The sequence below is a fragment of the Serratia sp. BNK-17 genome, from assembly GCF_048684935.1.
In the GTDB taxonomy this organism is placed as follows: Bacteria; Pseudomonadota; Gammaproteobacteria; order Enterobacterales; family Enterobacteriaceae; genus Serratia; species Serratia nematodiphila.
In genome coordinates, this window is sequence record NZ_JBLQTR010000001.1 from 2653296 (window position 1) to 2668775 (window position 15480).

The 15480-nt window shown below is 59.8% G+C and carries 14 protein-coding genes; 10 read left to right on the plus strand and 4 right to left on the minus strand.

Annotation, left to right across the window (positions count from 1 at the left end):
* The first annotated feature begins 1 nt into the window (after position 1).
* The 3 genes from pbpC to ACMGF7_RS12555 are packed head-to-tail and all read left to right on the plus strand — an operon-like array spanning position 2 to position 3667.
* Complete coding sequence (pbpC, locus tag ACMGF7_RS12545) at positions 2-2350, plus strand: penicillin-binding protein 1C (protein WP_049241684.1); 2349 nt, start codon at positions 2-4, stop codon at positions 2348-2350.
* Between the two features lie 60 nt (positions 2351-2410).
* Positions 2411-3181, plus strand: a complete 771-nt coding sequence (gene truC, locus ACMGF7_RS12550) for a tRNA pseudouridine(65) synthase TruC (RefSeq protein WP_015378897.1) — start codon at positions 2411-2413, stop codon at positions 3179-3181.
* Between the two features lie 33 nt (positions 3182-3214).
* On the plus strand, positions 3215-3667 hold the full coding sequence (locus ACMGF7_RS12555; protein ID WP_197764040.1) for a flavodoxin: 453 nt from the start codon (positions 3215-3217) through the stop codon (positions 3665-3667).
* Positions 3668-3724: 57 nt separating this feature from the next.
* Here the strand turns inward: ACMGF7_RS12555 and ACMGF7_RS12560 are convergent, their stop codons facing one another.
* The 4 genes from ACMGF7_RS12560 to map all read right to left on the minus strand — a co-directional run bounded on the left by ACMGF7_RS12560 (position 3725) and on the right by map (position 8633).
* Positions 3725-4114 (minus strand): DUF3461 family protein, encoded by a 390-nt coding sequence (locus tag ACMGF7_RS12560; RefSeq protein WP_004931929.1) that lies wholly within the window; start codon positions 4112-4114, stop codon positions 3725-3727.
* 129 nt (positions 4115-4243) lie between these two features.
* Positions 4244-5068, minus strand: a complete 825-nt coding sequence (gene dapD / locus ACMGF7_RS12565; protein WP_004931932.1) for a 2,3,4,5-tetrahydropyridine-2,6-dicarboxylate N-succinyltransferase — start codon at positions 5066-5068, stop codon at positions 4244-4246.
* Between the two features lie 42 nt (positions 5069-5110).
* Complete coding sequence (gene glnD, locus ACMGF7_RS12570; RefSeq protein WP_164095969.1) at positions 5111-7765, minus strand: bifunctional uridylyltransferase/uridylyl-removing protein GlnD; 2655 nt, start codon at positions 7763-7765, stop codon at positions 5111-5113.
* Positions 7766-7838: 73 nt separating this feature from the next.
* A complete protein-coding gene (map, locus tag ACMGF7_RS12575; protein WP_004931936.1) occupies positions 7839-8633 on the minus strand; it encodes a type I methionyl aminopeptidase in 795 nt (264 codons plus the stop codon).
* Between the two features lie 345 nt (positions 8634-8978).
* Here map and rpsB point away from each other — a divergent pair, with 345 nt between their 5' ends.
* The 7 genes from rpsB (at position 8979) to cdsA (ending at position 15478) form a co-directional block, all read left to right on the plus strand.
* The gene (gene rpsB, locus ACMGF7_RS12580) at positions 8979-9704 is read left to right on the plus strand and encodes a 30S ribosomal protein S2 (protein ID WP_004931937.1); all 726 of its coding nucleotides are present in this window, start codon (positions 8979-8981) and stop codon (positions 9702-9704) included.
* Positions 9705-9833: 129 nt separating this feature from the next.
* The gene (gene tsf, locus ACMGF7_RS12585) at positions 9834-10685 is read left to right on the plus strand and encodes a translation elongation factor Ts (protein ID WP_004931939.1); all 852 of its coding nucleotides are present in this window, start codon (positions 9834-9836) and stop codon (positions 10683-10685) included.
* Between the two features lie 148 nt (positions 10686-10833).
* Complete coding sequence (pyrH, locus tag ACMGF7_RS12590; RefSeq protein WP_004931940.1) at positions 10834-11559, plus strand: UMP kinase; 726 nt, start codon at positions 10834-10836, stop codon at positions 11557-11559.
* A gap of 119 nt (positions 11560-11678) precedes the next feature.
* Positions 11679-12236 carry a ribosome recycling factor gene (gene frr / locus ACMGF7_RS12595; RefSeq protein ID WP_004931943.1) on the plus strand — a complete coding sequence of 186 codons (558 nt, stop codon included), beginning with the start codon at positions 11679-11681 and terminating at the stop codon, positions 12234-12236.
* 157 nt (positions 12237-12393) lie between these two features.
* Positions 12394-13590, plus strand: coding sequence for a 1-deoxy-D-xylulose-5-phosphate reductoisomerase (ispC, locus tag ACMGF7_RS12600; RefSeq protein WP_049241690.1), 1197 nt, complete (start codon positions 12394-12396; stop codon positions 13588-13590).
* Between the two features lie 277 nt (positions 13591-13867).
* A complete protein-coding gene (ispU, locus tag ACMGF7_RS12605; protein WP_049241692.1) occupies positions 13868-14626 on the plus strand; it encodes a (2E,6E)-farnesyl-diphosphate-specific ditrans,polycis-undecaprenyl-diphosphate synthase in 759 nt (252 codons plus the stop codon).
* Between the two features lie 9 nt (positions 14627-14635).
* A complete protein-coding gene (cdsA, locus tag ACMGF7_RS12610) occupies positions 14636-15478 on the plus strand; it encodes a phosphatidate cytidylyltransferase (RefSeq protein WP_004931949.1) in 843 nt (280 codons plus the stop codon).
* The last annotated feature ends 2 nt before the right edge of the window (positions 15479-15480 follow it).

Sequence of the window (15480 nt, forward strand, 5' to 3'; positions counted from 1 at the left end):
TATGAAGATCCTGACCGGGCGCGTGCTGCAAAACGGCTTGATGGCGGTGTTTTTACTGGCGCTGCTGTTGACCGCAATTCGGCTGTGGCCGCATCCGCCCCTGTGGCAGGGGTTGCCGCAGTCTTCCGTTTATTACGACAGGCACGGCGCGCTGCTGCGCATTACGCTGGCCAACGACGATCGCTACCGGCTGTGGACCCCGCTGGAGCAAGTGTCGCCGCTGGCGGTGCGCGGATTGCTGCTGCACGAAGATCGCTGGTTCTACTATAACCCCGGCTTTAACCCCGTCAGCCTGATGCGCGGTTTCTGGCGCAGCTATGTCGCCGGCGGCAAAATGCAGGGCGGTTCGACCATCAGCATGCAGCTGGCGCGGATGCGCTGGCATCTCAATACCCGTACGCCGGGCGGCAAGCTGCTGCAGGTGCTGCGTGCGGTGCAGCTGGAACTGAGCTACTCCAAGCGCGATATCCTGGAAGCCTATCTGAATTACGCGCCCTACGGCCGCAACATTGAAAGCATCGGCGCCGCCAGCCTGATCTATTTCGCCAAGTCGCCGCGGGAGTTGACTCTGCCGGAGGCGCTGACGCTGGCGGTGTTGCCGCAGTCACCCAGCTACCGTCTGGAGCCGAAAACCGGCGTGCTCGGCGCCGCATTGACGCAGGCGCGCAACCGTCTGTTCCTGCGCTGGCAACAGGTTTACCCTACCGACGCCAGCCAGCAAACGCTGTTCCGCCTGCCGTTGGCGCTGCGGCAGCCTGAACAAGTGCCCTATATTGCGCCGCACTTTATCGAACAGCTGCGCCTGCAGACGCAGCAACTGGTGCAGCGCGATACCCGCGTCGACACCACGCTGGACGCCGGGCTGCAGCGGCTGGTCGAACGACAGGTCAACGCCTTTATCGCTCGCAACCGCAGCCGCGGTATCCAAAACGCCGCAGTGCTGCTGGTGGACAGCCGCGATATGGGGGTGCGCGCGCTGGTGGGTTCGGCGGACTATTACAATCGTCCGATTCAGGGGCAGGTGAACGGCACCAACGCCAAGCGTTCGCCGGGATCGACGCTGAAGCCGTTCATCTACGCGCTGGGCATGGAGCAGGGCGTGCTGCATCCGATGACCATTCTTAAAGACGTGCCTTCGTCGTTCGGCGCCTATGCGCCGGAAAACTTCGACCGGCGCTTTCTCGGCCCGGTGACCGCCACCGACGCGCTGAACTTCAGCCGCAATATTCCGGCGGTCTATATCGCCTCGCAGCTGCGTCAGCCAACCTTTTATCAGTTCTTGCGCCTGACCGGCGTCGCCAATATGGCCAACGAGAGCCACTACGGGCTGTCGCTGGTGTTGGGCGGCGGCGAGGTAACGGCGCAGGAATTGGCGAAGCTGTATGCGCTGCTGGCGAACCGCGGTGAGCTGCGGCCGCTGCGCATGCAGCTGAACCAGGCCGAATCGACGCCGGTGCGGCTGTTGAGCGAGGAGGCCAGTTTCATCACGCTGGATATGCTGCGCCAGCACCGGCGGCCGGGCGATACGCTGGCGCAGCGTTCTTCGTCGCTGCCGGTGTACTGGAAGACCGGCACCTCCTGGGGCTTTCGCGACGCCTGGAGCGTCGGGATTTTCGGCCCTTATGTGCTGGTGGTGTGGGAAGGCAACTTCGATGGGCGAGGCAACAATGCGTTGGTCGGCGCCGAAGCCGCCGCGCCGCTGTTTTTCAACATCATCGACAGCGTCAACGCCAGCTATCCCGGCCTGCGGGAACCGAAGCACCCGTTCCCCCAACGGCTGCGGCGGGTGGACATCTGTCTCGCCAGCGGCGATCTGCCGACGCCGTGGTGCCAGCAAAAGGGCAAGACCTGGTTCATTCCCGGCAAGTCGCCGATCAAGGTCGACAGCGTTTACCGGCCGGTGGTGCTGGATATTCACAGCGGTGAGGTCGTTTGCCCGCCGTATGATGCGGCGCAGACCCGCACCGAAATCTTTGAGTTCTGGCCTTCCGATCTGGCCAATGTGTTCGCTCAGGCCGGGTTGCCGAAGCGGGCGCCGCCGGTCAATCGCTGCAAGGACAACGGCATCGCCGTCGGCGGCAGCGCGCCGCGCATCACCTCACCGCTGAAGAACACCACCTATACCCTGCGTCAGTCGCAGCAGGGGCGGGATAAAATCGCCTTCAGCGCGGTGACGGACGCCGACAGCAAGACGGTGTACTGGTTCGTCGACGATATCTATCTCGGCAGCAGCGCCAGCAAAAAGCCGATCGACTGGCGGCCGATCAACAACGGGCGCTACCGCATTCGGGCGGTGGACGATCGTGGCCGCGCTGATACGCGCCTGGTGACCATCGAATGGGTGAACTAGCGTTGCGTGTCATGCCTGTTATACTCGCGCCCGAAACGGCTATTGACCTGGGAACGTGATGTGATTGAGATTTTGTATCAGGATGAACACCTGGTGGCGGTGAACAAACCGTCTGGCTGGTTGGTGCACCGCAGTTGGCTGGACCGTCATGAAACCCGTTTTATGATGCAGACGGTGCGCGATCAGCTCGGGAAGCACGTTTTTACCGTACACCGTCTCGATCGTCCGACCTCCGGCGTGCTGCTGATGGCGCTCTCCAGCGAGGTGGCGCGCCTGCTGTCGCAGCAGTTCGAACAACATCAGGTGCAGAAAACCTACCATGCGGTGGTGCGGGGTTACGTGCAGGAGGGGGCGACCCTCGACTACCCGCTGACGGCGGAACTGGACAAAATCGCCGATAAACATGCCGATGCCGACAAGGGGCCGCAGCCGGCGGTGACGCACTACCGGCCGTTGGCGCAGGTGGAGATGCCGGTGGCCGTCGGCCGCTACGACAGCGCGCGTTACAGCCTGGTGGAACTGCAGCCGGAAACCGGCCGCAAACATCAGCTGCGGCGCCATATGGCGCATCTTCGCCATCCGATCATCGGCGACAGCAAGCATGGCGATCTGCGGCAGAACCGCGGGATGGCGCAGCATTTCGGCTGCCCGCGCCTGATGCTGCACGCCAGCCATCTGCAGCTGACGCACCCGGTGACCGGCGAACCGCTGCAGGTGACGGCGCGCTGGGACGAAGACTGGCAAGGGGTGATGGCGCAGTTCGGCTGGGCGGGGCTATTCCCTGAACTTGCCGGGGTTGAGTTTAGCGCGGCTAACGGTCAGGATAGCTGACAATTTTTAAAGGTAATGAAGGGAGTAGGAGCCATGGCTCAGGTTGGTATCTTCGTGGGAACGGTCTACGGCAATTCGCTGCTGGTGGCGGAAGAGGCGCAAAACATCCTCAGCGAGCAGGGCCATGAGGTCAAACTGTTCGAAGAGGGCACGCTGGAGGCCTGGCAGTATTATCGTCAGCACTACGCGCTGGTGATCACCTCCACCACCGGGCAGGGCGATCTGCCGGACAGCATCGCGCCGCTGTTCCACGCTATCCGCGATCGGGTTGGCTATCAGCCGGAGCTGCGCTATGGGCTGATCGCCCTCGGCGACAGCAGCTATGACCACTTCTGCGGTGCCGGGCGCGCGTTCGACGCGCTGCTGCAGGAGCAGGGCGCCACCCGCGTTGGCGAAGTGCTGGAGATCGATGCGATGGAACAGCCGGAGCCGGAAGTGGCCGCCTGCCCGTGGGTCGAGCAGTGGGGCACGCTGCTGCAATCGTAAAGTAAAAAGGCGCCGCAAAAGGGCGCCTTGGCGATGATGCGGGTCAACCGATCCGCATTATTTGCCGCGGGTGAGTTTTTCCAGATCGGCTTCGATCTCGGCAATCTTGTGCGACACCACGCCTTCGAGATGGCGCAGGTCGTCGAGGATTTTACGCTTCAGATCCACTTCCACCTGATCGCGCTGGCACAGCTGATCCAGCTCGTCGATTACATAACGCAGGTTCGGGTTGATCTCGTGAATTTCCTTGTAGCCCTGGCCGGCGTTGTCCGCCACCACGGTTTTACGCTGGCGCGGGTACTTGAATTTCACGCTCTTGGCGAAGAACTCGCCCTTGTCCTTGCGGAAATAGATCTTGAGGATGTCGTTGTTGGCCTCTTGACGCAGGCTATAGCGATCGACGTCTTCCGGTTGATTGATGCCCAAACTCTTCAAGTTATCGTACATACTGCGCCCTCTTTAGATGTGATCGTTATATTCCACGACTGCGATTATGGCGGAAAGCGAGATCTGCGACTGTGACTGCCAGCGAAACGCAGACAAAAAAATAGCGGGTGAATCACCCGCTATTTCAATTTAGTCGATAGTGCGCAATAACTCATTAATGCCGACTTTACCGCGCGTTTTGGCGTCGACCTTCTTGACGATCACCGCGCAGTACAGGCTGTAAGAACCGTCTTTCGACGGCAGGTTGCCGGAAACCACCACCGAACCCGCCGGCACGCGGCCGTAATGGATTTCGCCGGTTTCGCGATCATAGATGCGGGTGCTCTGGCCGAGGTATACGCCCATCGAAATCACCGAGCCTTCTTCCACGATCACGCCTTCCACCACTTCGGAACGCGCGCCGATGAAGCAGTTGTCTTCGATGATGGTCGGGTTGGCCTGCAGCGGCTCCAGCACGCCGCCGATGCCGACGCCGCCGGACAGGTGAACGTTTTTGCCGATCTGTGCGCAAGAACCGACGGTAGCCCAGGTGTCGACCATGGTGCCTTCGTCGACGTAGGCGCCGATGTTAACGTAAGACGGCATCAGCACGGTGTTGCGAGCGATGAACGCGCCCTGGCGCACGGTGGCCGGCGGCACGACGCGGAAGCCTTCCTTCTGGAAGCGCGCTTCGTCGTAGTCGGCGAATTTCATCGGCACTTTGTCGTAGTAGCGGGTTTCCGCGCCGTCCATCACCTTGTTGTCGTTGATGCGGAAAGAGAGCAGCACGGCTTTCTTCAGCCACTGATGGGTGACCCATTGACCGTCGATCTTCTCGGCGACGCGCAGGGCGCCGCTGTCCAGCAGGCCGATCACCTGGTTTACCGCTTCGCGCGTTACGGTGTCTACGTTCGCCGGAGTGATGTCCGCACGGCGTTCGAAGGCGCTTTCAATAACGTTCTGTAATTGCTGCATGCTGTTCTCTTTCCTGATGTTGTCGGTAAAAAGTTACTTGTATCACATTTTATCGTTTGGGGTGAGGGCCTCTGTCAACCGTTGCTCCAACTTTCTGCGCGTTTCTTGGTCGAGCGCGCGCCGCTCGCCGTCGGCCAGGATAAACAAATCCTCGACCCGCTCGCCGATGGTGGAAATGCGCGCGCCGTGCAGCGACAGCCCCAGATCGGCGAACACTTCGCCCACCCGCGCCAGCAGGCCGGGTTGGTCGAGCGCGGTCAGCTCCAGGTAGCTGCGGCGATCGGTGTGGGTCGGCAGGAAGGTGACCTCGGTCGGCACGCTGAAGTGGCGCAGCTTGGATGACGGCCGGCGTACGCGCGGCGGCTGGTATTCCCGCTGGGTGATGGCCTGCAACAGCGCCTGGCGGATCGCCGCGTGGCGATCCTGCGCCAGCGGGCTGCCGTCCGGCTCCAGCACGATAAAGGTGTCCATCGCCATACCGTCGCGGTTGGTGAAGATCTGCGCGTCGTGCACGCTCAGGTTGCGGCGATCCATCTCTCCGGCGACGGCGGCGAACAGGTAAGGGCGATCCGGGCTCCAGATGAAGATCTCGGTGCCGCCGCGCGTCGCCTGGCGGCTGACCAGCACCAGCGGCTGGGTGGAGTCGTGGGCCAGCAGGTGGCGGGCGTGCCAGGCCAGCTGATTCGGCGAGTGGCGCAGGAAGTAATCGGCGCGGCAGCGGCTCCAGATGCGGTGCAGCGCCTCTTCGTCGATGTTGTCCATGCGCAGCAGCGCCAGCGCCTGCAGGCGATGGTGGCGCACGCGTTCGCGCAGATCCGGGCTGTTTTGCATGCCGCGGCGCAGCTGTTTTTCGGTGGCGAAATACAGCTCGCGCAACAGGCTCTGTTTCCAGCTGTTCCACAGGGTTTCGTTGGTGGCGCAGATATCCGCCACCGTCAGACACACCAGATAGCGCAGGCGGGTTTCGCTCTGTACTTCGCTGCTGAACTGCTGGATCACCGTCGGATCCTGAATATCGCGGCGCTGCGCGGTGACCGACATCAGCAGGTGGCAGCGCACCAGCCAGGCCACCAGCTGGGTTTCTCGCGAGTTGAGGCCGTGCAGTTCGGCGAACTCCACCACGTCTTCCGCGCCGAGGATCGAGTGATCGCCGCCGCGCCCTTTGGCGATATCGTGGAACAAGGCCGCCAGCAGCAGCAGTTCCGGGTGCGGCAGGCGCGGGTACAGCTCCACGCACAGCGGATGGCGCGGCCGGGTTTCAGGCTCGGCGAAGCTCTCCAGCTTCTGCAGCACGCGGATGGTGTGTTCGTCAACGGTATAGGCATGGAACAGGTCGAACTGCATCTGCCCGACGATCTTGCCCCACTGCGGCATATAGGCCCACAGCACGCTGTGACGGTGCATCGGCACCAGCGCGCGCGACACCGCGCCGGGGTGGCGCAGGATGGCCATAAACAGATCGCGCGCCTCCGGGATGGTGCACAGCGGCTGTTTCAGGTGGCGGCGCGCGTGGCGCAGCTGGCGCACGGTGGTGGAATAAATGCCTTTGATCTCGCGGTTGCGCACCATCAGGTAGAACATGCGCATGATGGCTTGCGGCTCGCGGATGAACAGCGTTTCGTCGCGCAGATCGATCAGATCGCCGCGCAGCTGGAAATCGTCGTTCAGCGGGCGCGGCTTTTCGGTGGCGTCCAGCGCCAGGATGGCTTCGTCGAACAGCTGCAGCAGCATGTGGTTCAGCTCGCTGACGCGCCGCGTCATGCGGTAGAAGTCTTTCATCATGCGCTCGACCGGCTCGTTGCCTTCGCCTTCATAGCGCAGCAGCTGCGCCACGCTGAGCTGACGATCGAACAGCAGACGGTTGTCGTAACGCGGCAGCACCAGATGCAGCGCGAAACGGATGCGCCACAGGAAGCTCTGGCATTCGTTCAGCTCGTTGCGTTCGGCCTGGGTGAGGAAACCGAAGCCGACCATTTCGTCCAGCGAGGTGGCGCCGAAGTGGCGACGCGCCACCCACAGCAGCGTGTGGATGTCACGCAGGCCACCGGGGCTGCTTTTGATATCCGGTTCCAGGTTATAGCTGGTGCCGTGGTAGCGCTGATGACGCTCCTGCTGCTCGCTGATCTTGGCGTGGAAGAACTGCGGCGAGGGCCAAAAGCCGTCGCTGAAGATATGCTTTTGCATCTGCAGGAACAGCGCAACGTCGCCGCAGATCATGCGCGATTCGATCAGGTTGGTGGCCACGGTCAGATCCGCCAGCCCTTCCAGCAGGCACTCTTCCAGGGTGCGCACGCTGTGGCCCACTTCCAGCTTGAGATCCCACAGCAGGGTGATGAATTCGCCGACCCGCTGCGACTGTTGCTCCGTCAGCCGGCGCTGGCTGAGCACCAGCACATCGATATCCGACAGCGGATGCAGCTCGCCACGGCCGTAGCCGCCGACCGCCACCAGCGCGGTTTCCGGGATATCTGCGAAGCCGTAGAACGTCCACAGCCGGCGCAGCAGGCGATCGATGAAGTCGCTGCGCGCCGCCACCAGGCTTTCGGCGCTGGATCCGGCGTTGAACGCCGCCGCCAGCCACAGCTGGAACTGCTCCAGCCGCTGTTTCAGCAGCGGGCAGGTGAGCTCGTCGTCGCCGTAGACGCTGGGAGAGGCGGGCGGCATCGGCACGGCCGGTTGAAGGAGATTGTCAGACATAGTGCGCAGCCCATAAAAAAGGCCGGCATAAGCCGGCCTGGTGACATTCTGCACGCGGCGTGCGCCGCAGTGCTTACATCTCGTGCGTAATGATGTTGGGGATGGTGTCATCCTTGCGCAACGTCATTATCTCGCAGCCGTTATCAGTGACCACAATAGTATGCTCATACTGCGCCGACAAGCTGCGATCTTTGGTTTTTACCGTCCAGCCGTCTTTCATGGTGCGGATGCGGTAGTCGCCGGCGTTGACCATCGGTTCGATGGTGAAGGCCATGCCCGCCTGCAGCACCACGCCGCCGTCGTCCGCGTCATAGTGCAGTACCTGCGGCTCTTCATGGAACACTTCGCCGATGCCGTGGCCGCAGTACTCGCGCACCACGGAGAATTTCTCGGCCTCGACGAATTGCTGGATGGCCTTGCCCAGGGTGCGCAGACGGATGCCCGGTTTGACCATCTTCAGCGCCAGATACAGGCTTTCCTGAGTGACGCGGCACAGGCGCTCGCCCAGAATGGTCGGTTTGCCGACGATGAACATCTTCGAGGTGTCGCCGTGGAAACCGTCTTTAATTACGGTCACGTCGATGTTGACGATGTCGCCGTCTTTCAGCGTTTTGTCGTCGCTCGGGATGCCGTGGCACACCACTTCGTTCACCGAGATGCACACGGATTTCGGGAAGCCGTGGTAGCCGAGGCAGGCGGAAATGGCCTGCTGTTCGTTGGTGATGTACTCGTGACAGATACGGTCCAGTTCGCCGGTGGTCACGCCAGGTTTGACGTGCGGCTCGATGATCTCCAGCACTTCGGCGGCCAGGCGGCCTGCCACGCGCATTTTTTGGATGTCATCAGGTGTTTTAATTGAGATTGCCATGAAATTCGTCCGCAGGTGTCGTTATCGTCGACAATAAGAAGCAGTGACTTATGGTATCAGCCCGGCCGGGGGCTGCCAAATTTCATTTCCTGACGCCCGGCGAAACGCAACAAAAGTTGGTGTCGGCAGCGGGTTTATGGTATAAAGCGCGCCGGCGATCCGCGACTTGGTTCTTGTGACCAGGCAGGAATTGGCCGAAAATACTTTAACTGCACTCATTTTGTGTAAATAACACACACGTATCGGCACATCCGCCGGGGTGCCCTGAGGTGACTTGTCGCCGCCAGGGTCGGCGTTATGGGATACGTGGAGGCATAACCCCAATTAATCTATAGAGGTTTAATCATGGCAACTGTTTCCATGCGCGACATGCTCAAGGCTGGTGTTCACTTCGGTCACCAGACCCGTTACTGGAACCCGAAAATGAAGCCTTTCATCTTCGGCGCTCGTAACAAGGTTCACATCATCAACCTGGAGCAGACCGTACCAATGTTCAACGCCGCTCTGGCTGAACTGACCAAGATCTCTTCCCGTAAAGGCAAGATCCTGTTCGTTGGTACCAAGCGCGCAGCAAGCGAAGCGGTAAAAGACGCTGCTAACAGCTGTGACCAGTTCTTCGTGAACCACCGCTGGTTGGGCGGCATGCTGACTAACTGGAAAACCGTTCGTCAGTCCATCAAACGTTTGAAAGATCTGGAAATCCAGTCTCAAGACGGCACCCTGGACAAGCTGACCAAGAAAGAAGCGCTGATGCGCACTCGTGAACTGGCCAAGCTGGAAAACTCCCTGGGCGGTATCAAAGACATGGGCGGCCTGCCAGACGCACTGTTCGTTATCGATGCCGATCACGAACACATCGCGATCAAAGAAGCCAACAACCTGGGTATCCCGGTATTCTCTATCGTTGATACCAACTCTAACCCAGACGGCGTTGACTTCATCATCCCTGGTAACGACGATGCAATCCGTGCAGTAAACCTGTACCTGACTGCCGTTGCTGCCGCTGTGCGTGAAGGTCGTTCTCAAGATCTGGCCGTTCAGGCGGAAGAAGGCTTCGTAGAAGCTGAATAATAAGGCAAGCTCGTCACTGAGCCCTTATTAACCAGGTATTGACATATGTTGGTTAGGGGGGCCTGTAAAGGCCCCCTTTGCTTATCTGAATGAGAACTGTCTCCACGCGAGATAACCGAGGAAAAATAAATGGCTGATATTACCGCTGCCCTGGTAAAAGAACTGCGCGAGCGTACCGGCGCTGGCATGATGGATTGCAAGAAGGCGCTGGTTGAATCCAACGGCGACATCGAGCTGGCAATCGAAAACATGCGTAAGTCCGGTGCGATCAAAGCCGCTAAAAAAGCAGGCAACGTGGCTGCTGACGGCGTGATCAAAACCAAGATCGAAGGCAACTACGGCATCATTCTGGAAGTTAACTGCCAGACTGACTTCGTAGCAAAAGACGCCGGTTTCCAGGCGTTCGCCGACAAAGTGCTGGATGCCGCTATGGCTGGCAAAATCACTGACGTTGACGTGCTGAAAGCACAGTTCGAAGAAGAGCGCGTAGCGCTGGTGGCAAAAATCGGCGAAAACATCAACATTCGTCGCGTTGCTTCCCTGGAAGGCGAAGTGCTGGGCAGCTACCTGCACGGCGCGCGTATCGGCGTTCTGGTTGCGGCTAAAGGCGCTGACGAAGAGCTGGTTAAGCAAATCGCAATGCACGTTGCGGCGAGCAAGCCAGAGTTCGTGAAGCCAGAAGACGTGTCTGCTGAAGTGGTAGAAAAAGAGTACCAGGTTCAGCTGGACATCGCCATGCAGTCCGGCAAGCCGAAAGAAATCGCAGAGAAAATGGTTGAAGGCCGCATGAAGAAATTCACCGGCGAAGTTTCTCTGACCGGTCAGCCTTTCGTTATGGATCCGAGCAAGTCTGTTGCTCAGGTGCTGAAAGAGCACAACGCTGACGTGACCAACTTCATTCGCTTCGAAGTGGGCGAAGGCATCGAGAAAGTCGAAACCGACTTCGCTGCTGAAGTTGCCGCGATGAGCAAACAGTCTTAATGACTGTCGATGGAACCGCCGTCTGGCGGTTCCATACTATCCAGCCAGAATTACACCGGTGGCAGGTCCTGCGGCGTGATATTCACCCCAGGCGCGTTTCATCGGCTGAAATCCCCAATACTAATACTGCTTCTTAGGACAGAACACCATGGCAACCAATGCAAAACCCGTATATCAGCGTATTCTGCTTAAACTGAGTGGCGAAGCCCTGCAAGGTGCAGAAGGTTTTGGTATCGACGCCAGCGTTTTGGATCGCATGGCTCAGGAAGTGAAAGAGCTGGTCGAACTGGGAATTCAGGTCGGTGTAGTTATTGGCGGCGGGAACCTGTTCCGCGGCGCGGGCCTGGCGCAAGCCGGCATGAACCGCGTAGTGGGCGACCACATGGGAATGCTGGCTACCGTGATGAACGGCCTGGCTATGCGTGATGCACTGCACCGTGCCTATGTGAACGCCCGCCTGATGTCGGCGATCCCGCTGAACGGCGTGTGTGACAATTACAGCTGGGCAGAGGCGATCAGTCTGCTGCGCAACAACCGCGTGGTGATCTTCTCCGCCGGTACCGGCAACCCGTTCTTCACCACCGATTCCGCCGCTTGCCTGCGCGGCATCGAGATCGAAGCGGACGTGGTGCTGAAAGCCACCAAAGTGGATGGCGTCTACTCCGCCGATCCGGTGAAAAATCCGGATGCGACGCTGTATGAACAATTAACCTATCAGGACGTGCTGGAGCGCGAGCTGAAAGTGATGGATCTGGCGGCGTTTACGCTGGCTCGCGATCACGGTCTGCCGATCCGCGTGTTCAACATGAACAAGCCTGGCGCGCTGCGCCGCGTGGTGATGGGTGAGAACGAAGGTACGTTGATCAGCAAATAAGGCTGTTCACACCCCTTTTTCGGAGCGCGTGACGCCAGGCGCCGCGCGCTCTCCGAGTACGATTACGGGCTATACTTGAGTATCGCCTGCCAAGTAACCAGCTTCCAAGGGTTTGCAACGTGACTAATGAAATCAGAAAAGATGCTGATTCACGCATGGAAAAAAGCGTAGAAGCATTCAAAAACCAAATCAGCAAGATCCGCACCGGCCGCGCTTCGCCAAGCATTCTGGACGGCATCATGGTGGAATACTACGGCGCCGCTACGCCGCTGCGTCAACTGGCCAACGTGACCGTGGAAGACTCCCGCACGCTGAAAATCAACGTGTTCGACCGCAGCCTGAGCCAGGCCGTTGAGAAAGCGATCATGAGTTCCGATCTGGGCCTTAACCCGTCTTCCGCCGGTTCTGACATTCGCGTTCCGCTGCCTCCGCTGACCGAAGAACGCCGTAAGGATCTGATCAAGATCGTACGCGGTGAAGCCGAGCAGGGCCGCGTAGCGGTGCGTAACGTGCGTCGCGACGCCAACGACAAGGTCAAGGCGCTGCTGAAAGACAAAGAGATCAGCGAAGACGAAGAGCGTCGTTCGCAAGACGAGATTCAGAAAATGACCGACGCTTACATCAAGCTGGTCGACGCCGCGCTGGCGGAGAAAGAAAAAGAGTTGATGGATTTCTAATCAGCATCGCGCAGAAAAAAAGCGTCGCCTGGGCGGCGCTTTGTTTTTTGTGGCGCAGATCCCGTTTCATCGTACTGAAAGATCATGGACAAGCGGTGTCCAAGGTTCCACACTGGGACACCTCCGATCTCATCAGACAGTTATTCAGAGTGAACTCATGAAGCAACTGACCATTCTTGGCTCGACCGGCTCGGTAGGGACCAGCACCCTGGCCGTGGTCAGGGCGAATCCCGACCGTTTTGCGATCAAAGCGCTGGTGGCCGGCCGCAACGTCGCGGTCATGGCGCAGCAATGCATGGAATTCCGGCCCGCCTTTGCTGCTATGGCGGATGAAAACGCCGCCCGCGAGCTGCGCGCTATCCTGGCGGAAAACGGCGTCGCTACCGAAGTCTTGGCCGGAGAGCAAGCGGCCTGCGAGCTGGCCGCGTTGGATGACGTCGATCAGGTGACGGCAGCGATCGTCGGCGCTGCGGGGCTGTTGCCGACGCTGGCGGCGATCCGCGCGGGCAAGCAGGTACTGCTGGCCAACAAGGAGTCGCTGGTCACCTGCGGCCGTCTGTTTATGGACGCGGTGCGGCAAAGCCAGGCGCAACTGCTGCCGCTCGACAGCGAGCACAACGCGATTTTTCAGAGTTTGCCTGAGAGCATTCAGCGTCAGTTGGGATACTCTTCACTGGACAGTCATGGTGTCTCGCGCATCGTGCTTACCGGTTCCGGCGGCCCGTTCCGCACCACGCCGCTGGAACAGTTCGCCACGATGACGCCGGATCAAGCCTGCGCCCACCCGAACTGGTCGATGGGCCGCAAGATCTCGGTGGATTCCGCCACCATGATGAACAAAGGTCTGGAATACATTGAGGCCCGCTGGCTGTTTAACGCGTCGGCCGAACAAATGGAAGTGATCCTGCACCCGCAGTCGGTGATTCACTCGATGGTGCGCTATACCGACGGCAGCGTGCTGGCGCAGCTGGGTACGCCGGATATGCGTACGCCGATCGCCCACGCGATGGCGTATCCGCAGCGCGTGAACTCCGGCGTGGAAGCGCTGGACTTCTGCCGCATCGGTTCGCTGACCTTCGCCGAGCCGGAGCGCGAGCGTTATCCTTGCCTGTATTTGGCGATCGAAGCGTTCGATGCCGGCCAGGCGGCGACCACTGCGCTGAACGCGGCCAACGAAATCGCCGTGGCGGCTTTTTTGCAGCAGCAGATTCGCTTTACCGACATCGCGGCGGTCAACCGCCAGGTGGTGGAGCGTCTCGCACTGCAGGAACCGACCTGCATCGAAGCGGTCTTAGACATTGACCGCCAGGCGCGCGCCGCCGCTGAGGAGCGCGTTCGCGCGTTGTGCGGCTGATCACGGCGATTATCCGATTTTGCTCGTAATTCGCGCGTGCCGCAGCGGGGCCGTTTGTTCATGCCCCGCTGAGGTGGTATAGTCTGCGCCACCTGTCAGCGGTTATACCGTTGAATTATGGCTCGATTGGCGCTCTGTTCGCCAATGGCGACCCGGTTGCGCCGGGTATCGCAAGGGCAGGTTGAAAGCCGTGTCGGGCACACGGCTTTTTTTGCGTGTAAGGGTCTGATGTTCCGGAAAGGCAGTTATATTTCTACTGAGGAAATAAGTACGAGTTATGTCGTCCGCAAACCAACAAGAGGTTAATCCATCTTCCCCGGGGCCGCGCCATGTTGCCATTATCATGGACGGTAACGGACGCTGGGCCAAACGTCAGGGCAAGTTACGTGTCTTCGGTCATAAAGCAGGGGTGAAATCGGTTCGCCGCGCGGTCAGTTTTGCCGCCAGCCACCATTTAGATGCACTCACGCTTTATGCCTTCAGCAGCGAAAACTGGAACCGTCCGGTGCAGGAAGTCTCCGCCCTGATGGAGCTTTTTGTCCGTGCTCTGGATAGTGAAGTAAAAAGCCTGCATAAACATAACGTCAGGCTGCGGGTGATCGGCGATATCAGTCGATTCAGCGCGCGTTTGCAGGAGCGGATCCGCCGCTCTGAAGCACTGACGGAAAATAACGATGGCCTGACGCTCAATATCGCTGCCAACTACGGCGGCCGTTGGGATATCATTCAGGGAGTAAGGGAACTGGCCGAACAGGTACGGGGAGGGGAGTTGCACCCGGATCAGATCAGCGAGGAATTATTGAGCGAGCGGGTTTGCATGAGCGATCTGGCGCCGGTGGATCTGGTTATCCGCACCGGTGGCGAACATCGCATCAGTAACTTCCTGCTGTGGCAAGTCGCCTATGCTGAACTTTACTTTACTGATGTGCTCTGGCCTGATTTCGATGAACTTGTCTTTGAAGGTGCGCTGAATGCATTTGCACAACGTGAGCGCCGCTTCGGGGGAACAACACCTATCGGCGCCGATGCGTCCTAGGGAGAACTTTTGCTGAAGTATCGCCTCATAACTGCTCTGATTTTAATCCCGATCGTTATCGCGGCGCTGTTCCTGTTGCCGCCGCTGGCCTTTGCTCTGGTAACGCTCGTCGTGTGCATGTTAGCAGCCTGGGAGTGGGGCCAACTGGCCGGTTTTACCTCCCGTTCGCAGCGCATCTGGCTGGCGATACTGTGCGGTTTTCTGTTGGCGCTGATGATGCTCAGCGTTCCCGCCTACCATCAATCCGTGCCGCAGGTAAGCGGCTCGCTGTGGCTGTCGCTGGCCTGGTGGCTGGCGGCGCTGCTGCTGGTGCTGTTTTACCCCGGCTCGGCCGCCATCTGGCGCAATTCGCGCCCGCTGCGCCTGCTGTTTGGTCTGCTGACCATCGTGCCGTTCTTCTGGGGCATGCTGGCGCTGCGTCAGTTCGGCTATGAGCAAAACCCGTTTACCGGCGCCTGGTGGCTGCTGTACGTGATGCTGCTGGTGTGGGGCGCGGATTCCGGTGCCTATATGTTCGGCAAGCTGTTCGGCAAGCATAAGCTGGCGCCGAAGGTCTCGCCGGGTAAAACCTGGGAAGGGTTGATCGGCGGGCTGCTGACGTCGGCGGTGATCTCGTGGCTGTTCGGCCGCTACGCGCCGCTGAACGTGGTGCCGACCACGCTGCTGGCCTGTTCGGTGATCGCCGCGCTGGCTTCGGTGCTGGGCGATTTGACCGAAAGCATGTTCAAACGCGAAGCGGGCATCAAGGACAGCGGGCATTTGATTCCCGGCCACGGCGGCATACTGGATCGTATCGACAGCCTGACCGCGGCGGTGCCGGTGTTTGCCTGCCTGATGCTGTTGGTGTTTTAATC

Coding starts and splice junctions, on each gene's coding strand:
- pbpC (WP_049241684.1), top strand. CDS start 2: ATGAAGATCCTGACCGGGCGCGTGCTGCAAAACGGCTTGATGGCGGTG.
- ACMGF7_RS12555 (WP_197764040.1), top strand. CDS start 3,215: ATGGCTCAGGTTGGTATCTTCGTGGGAACGGTCTACGGCAATTCGCTG.
- ACMGF7_RS12560 (WP_004931929.1), bottom strand. CDS start 4,114: ATGTACGATAACTTGAAGAGTTTGGGCATCAATCAACCGGAAGACGTC.
- dapD (WP_004931932.1), bottom strand. CDS start 5,068: ATGCAGCAATTACAGAACGTTATTGAAAGCGCCTTCGAACGCCGTGCG.
- glnD (WP_164095969.1), bottom strand. CDS start 7,765: ATGTCTGACAATCTCCTTCAACCGGCCGTGCCGATGCCGCCCGCCTCT.
- map (WP_004931936.1), bottom strand. CDS start 8,633: ATGGCAATCTCAATTAAAACACCTGATGACATCCAAAAAATGCGCGTG.
- rpsB (WP_004931937.1), top strand. CDS start 8,979: ATGGCAACTGTTTCCATGCGCGACATGCTCAAGGCTGGTGTTCACTTC.
- tsf (WP_004931939.1), top strand. CDS start 9,834: ATGGCTGATATTACCGCTGCCCTGGTAAAAGAACTGCGCGAGCGTACC.
- pyrH (WP_004931940.1), top strand. CDS start 10,834: ATGGCAACCAATGCAAAACCCGTATATCAGCGTATTCTGCTTAAACTG.
- ispC (WP_049241690.1), top strand. CDS start 12,394: ATGAAGCAACTGACCATTCTTGGCTCGACCGGCTCGGTAGGGACCAGC.
- ispU (WP_049241692.1), top strand. CDS start 13,868: ATGTCGTCCGCAAACCAACAAGAGGTTAATCCATCTTCCCCGGGGCCG.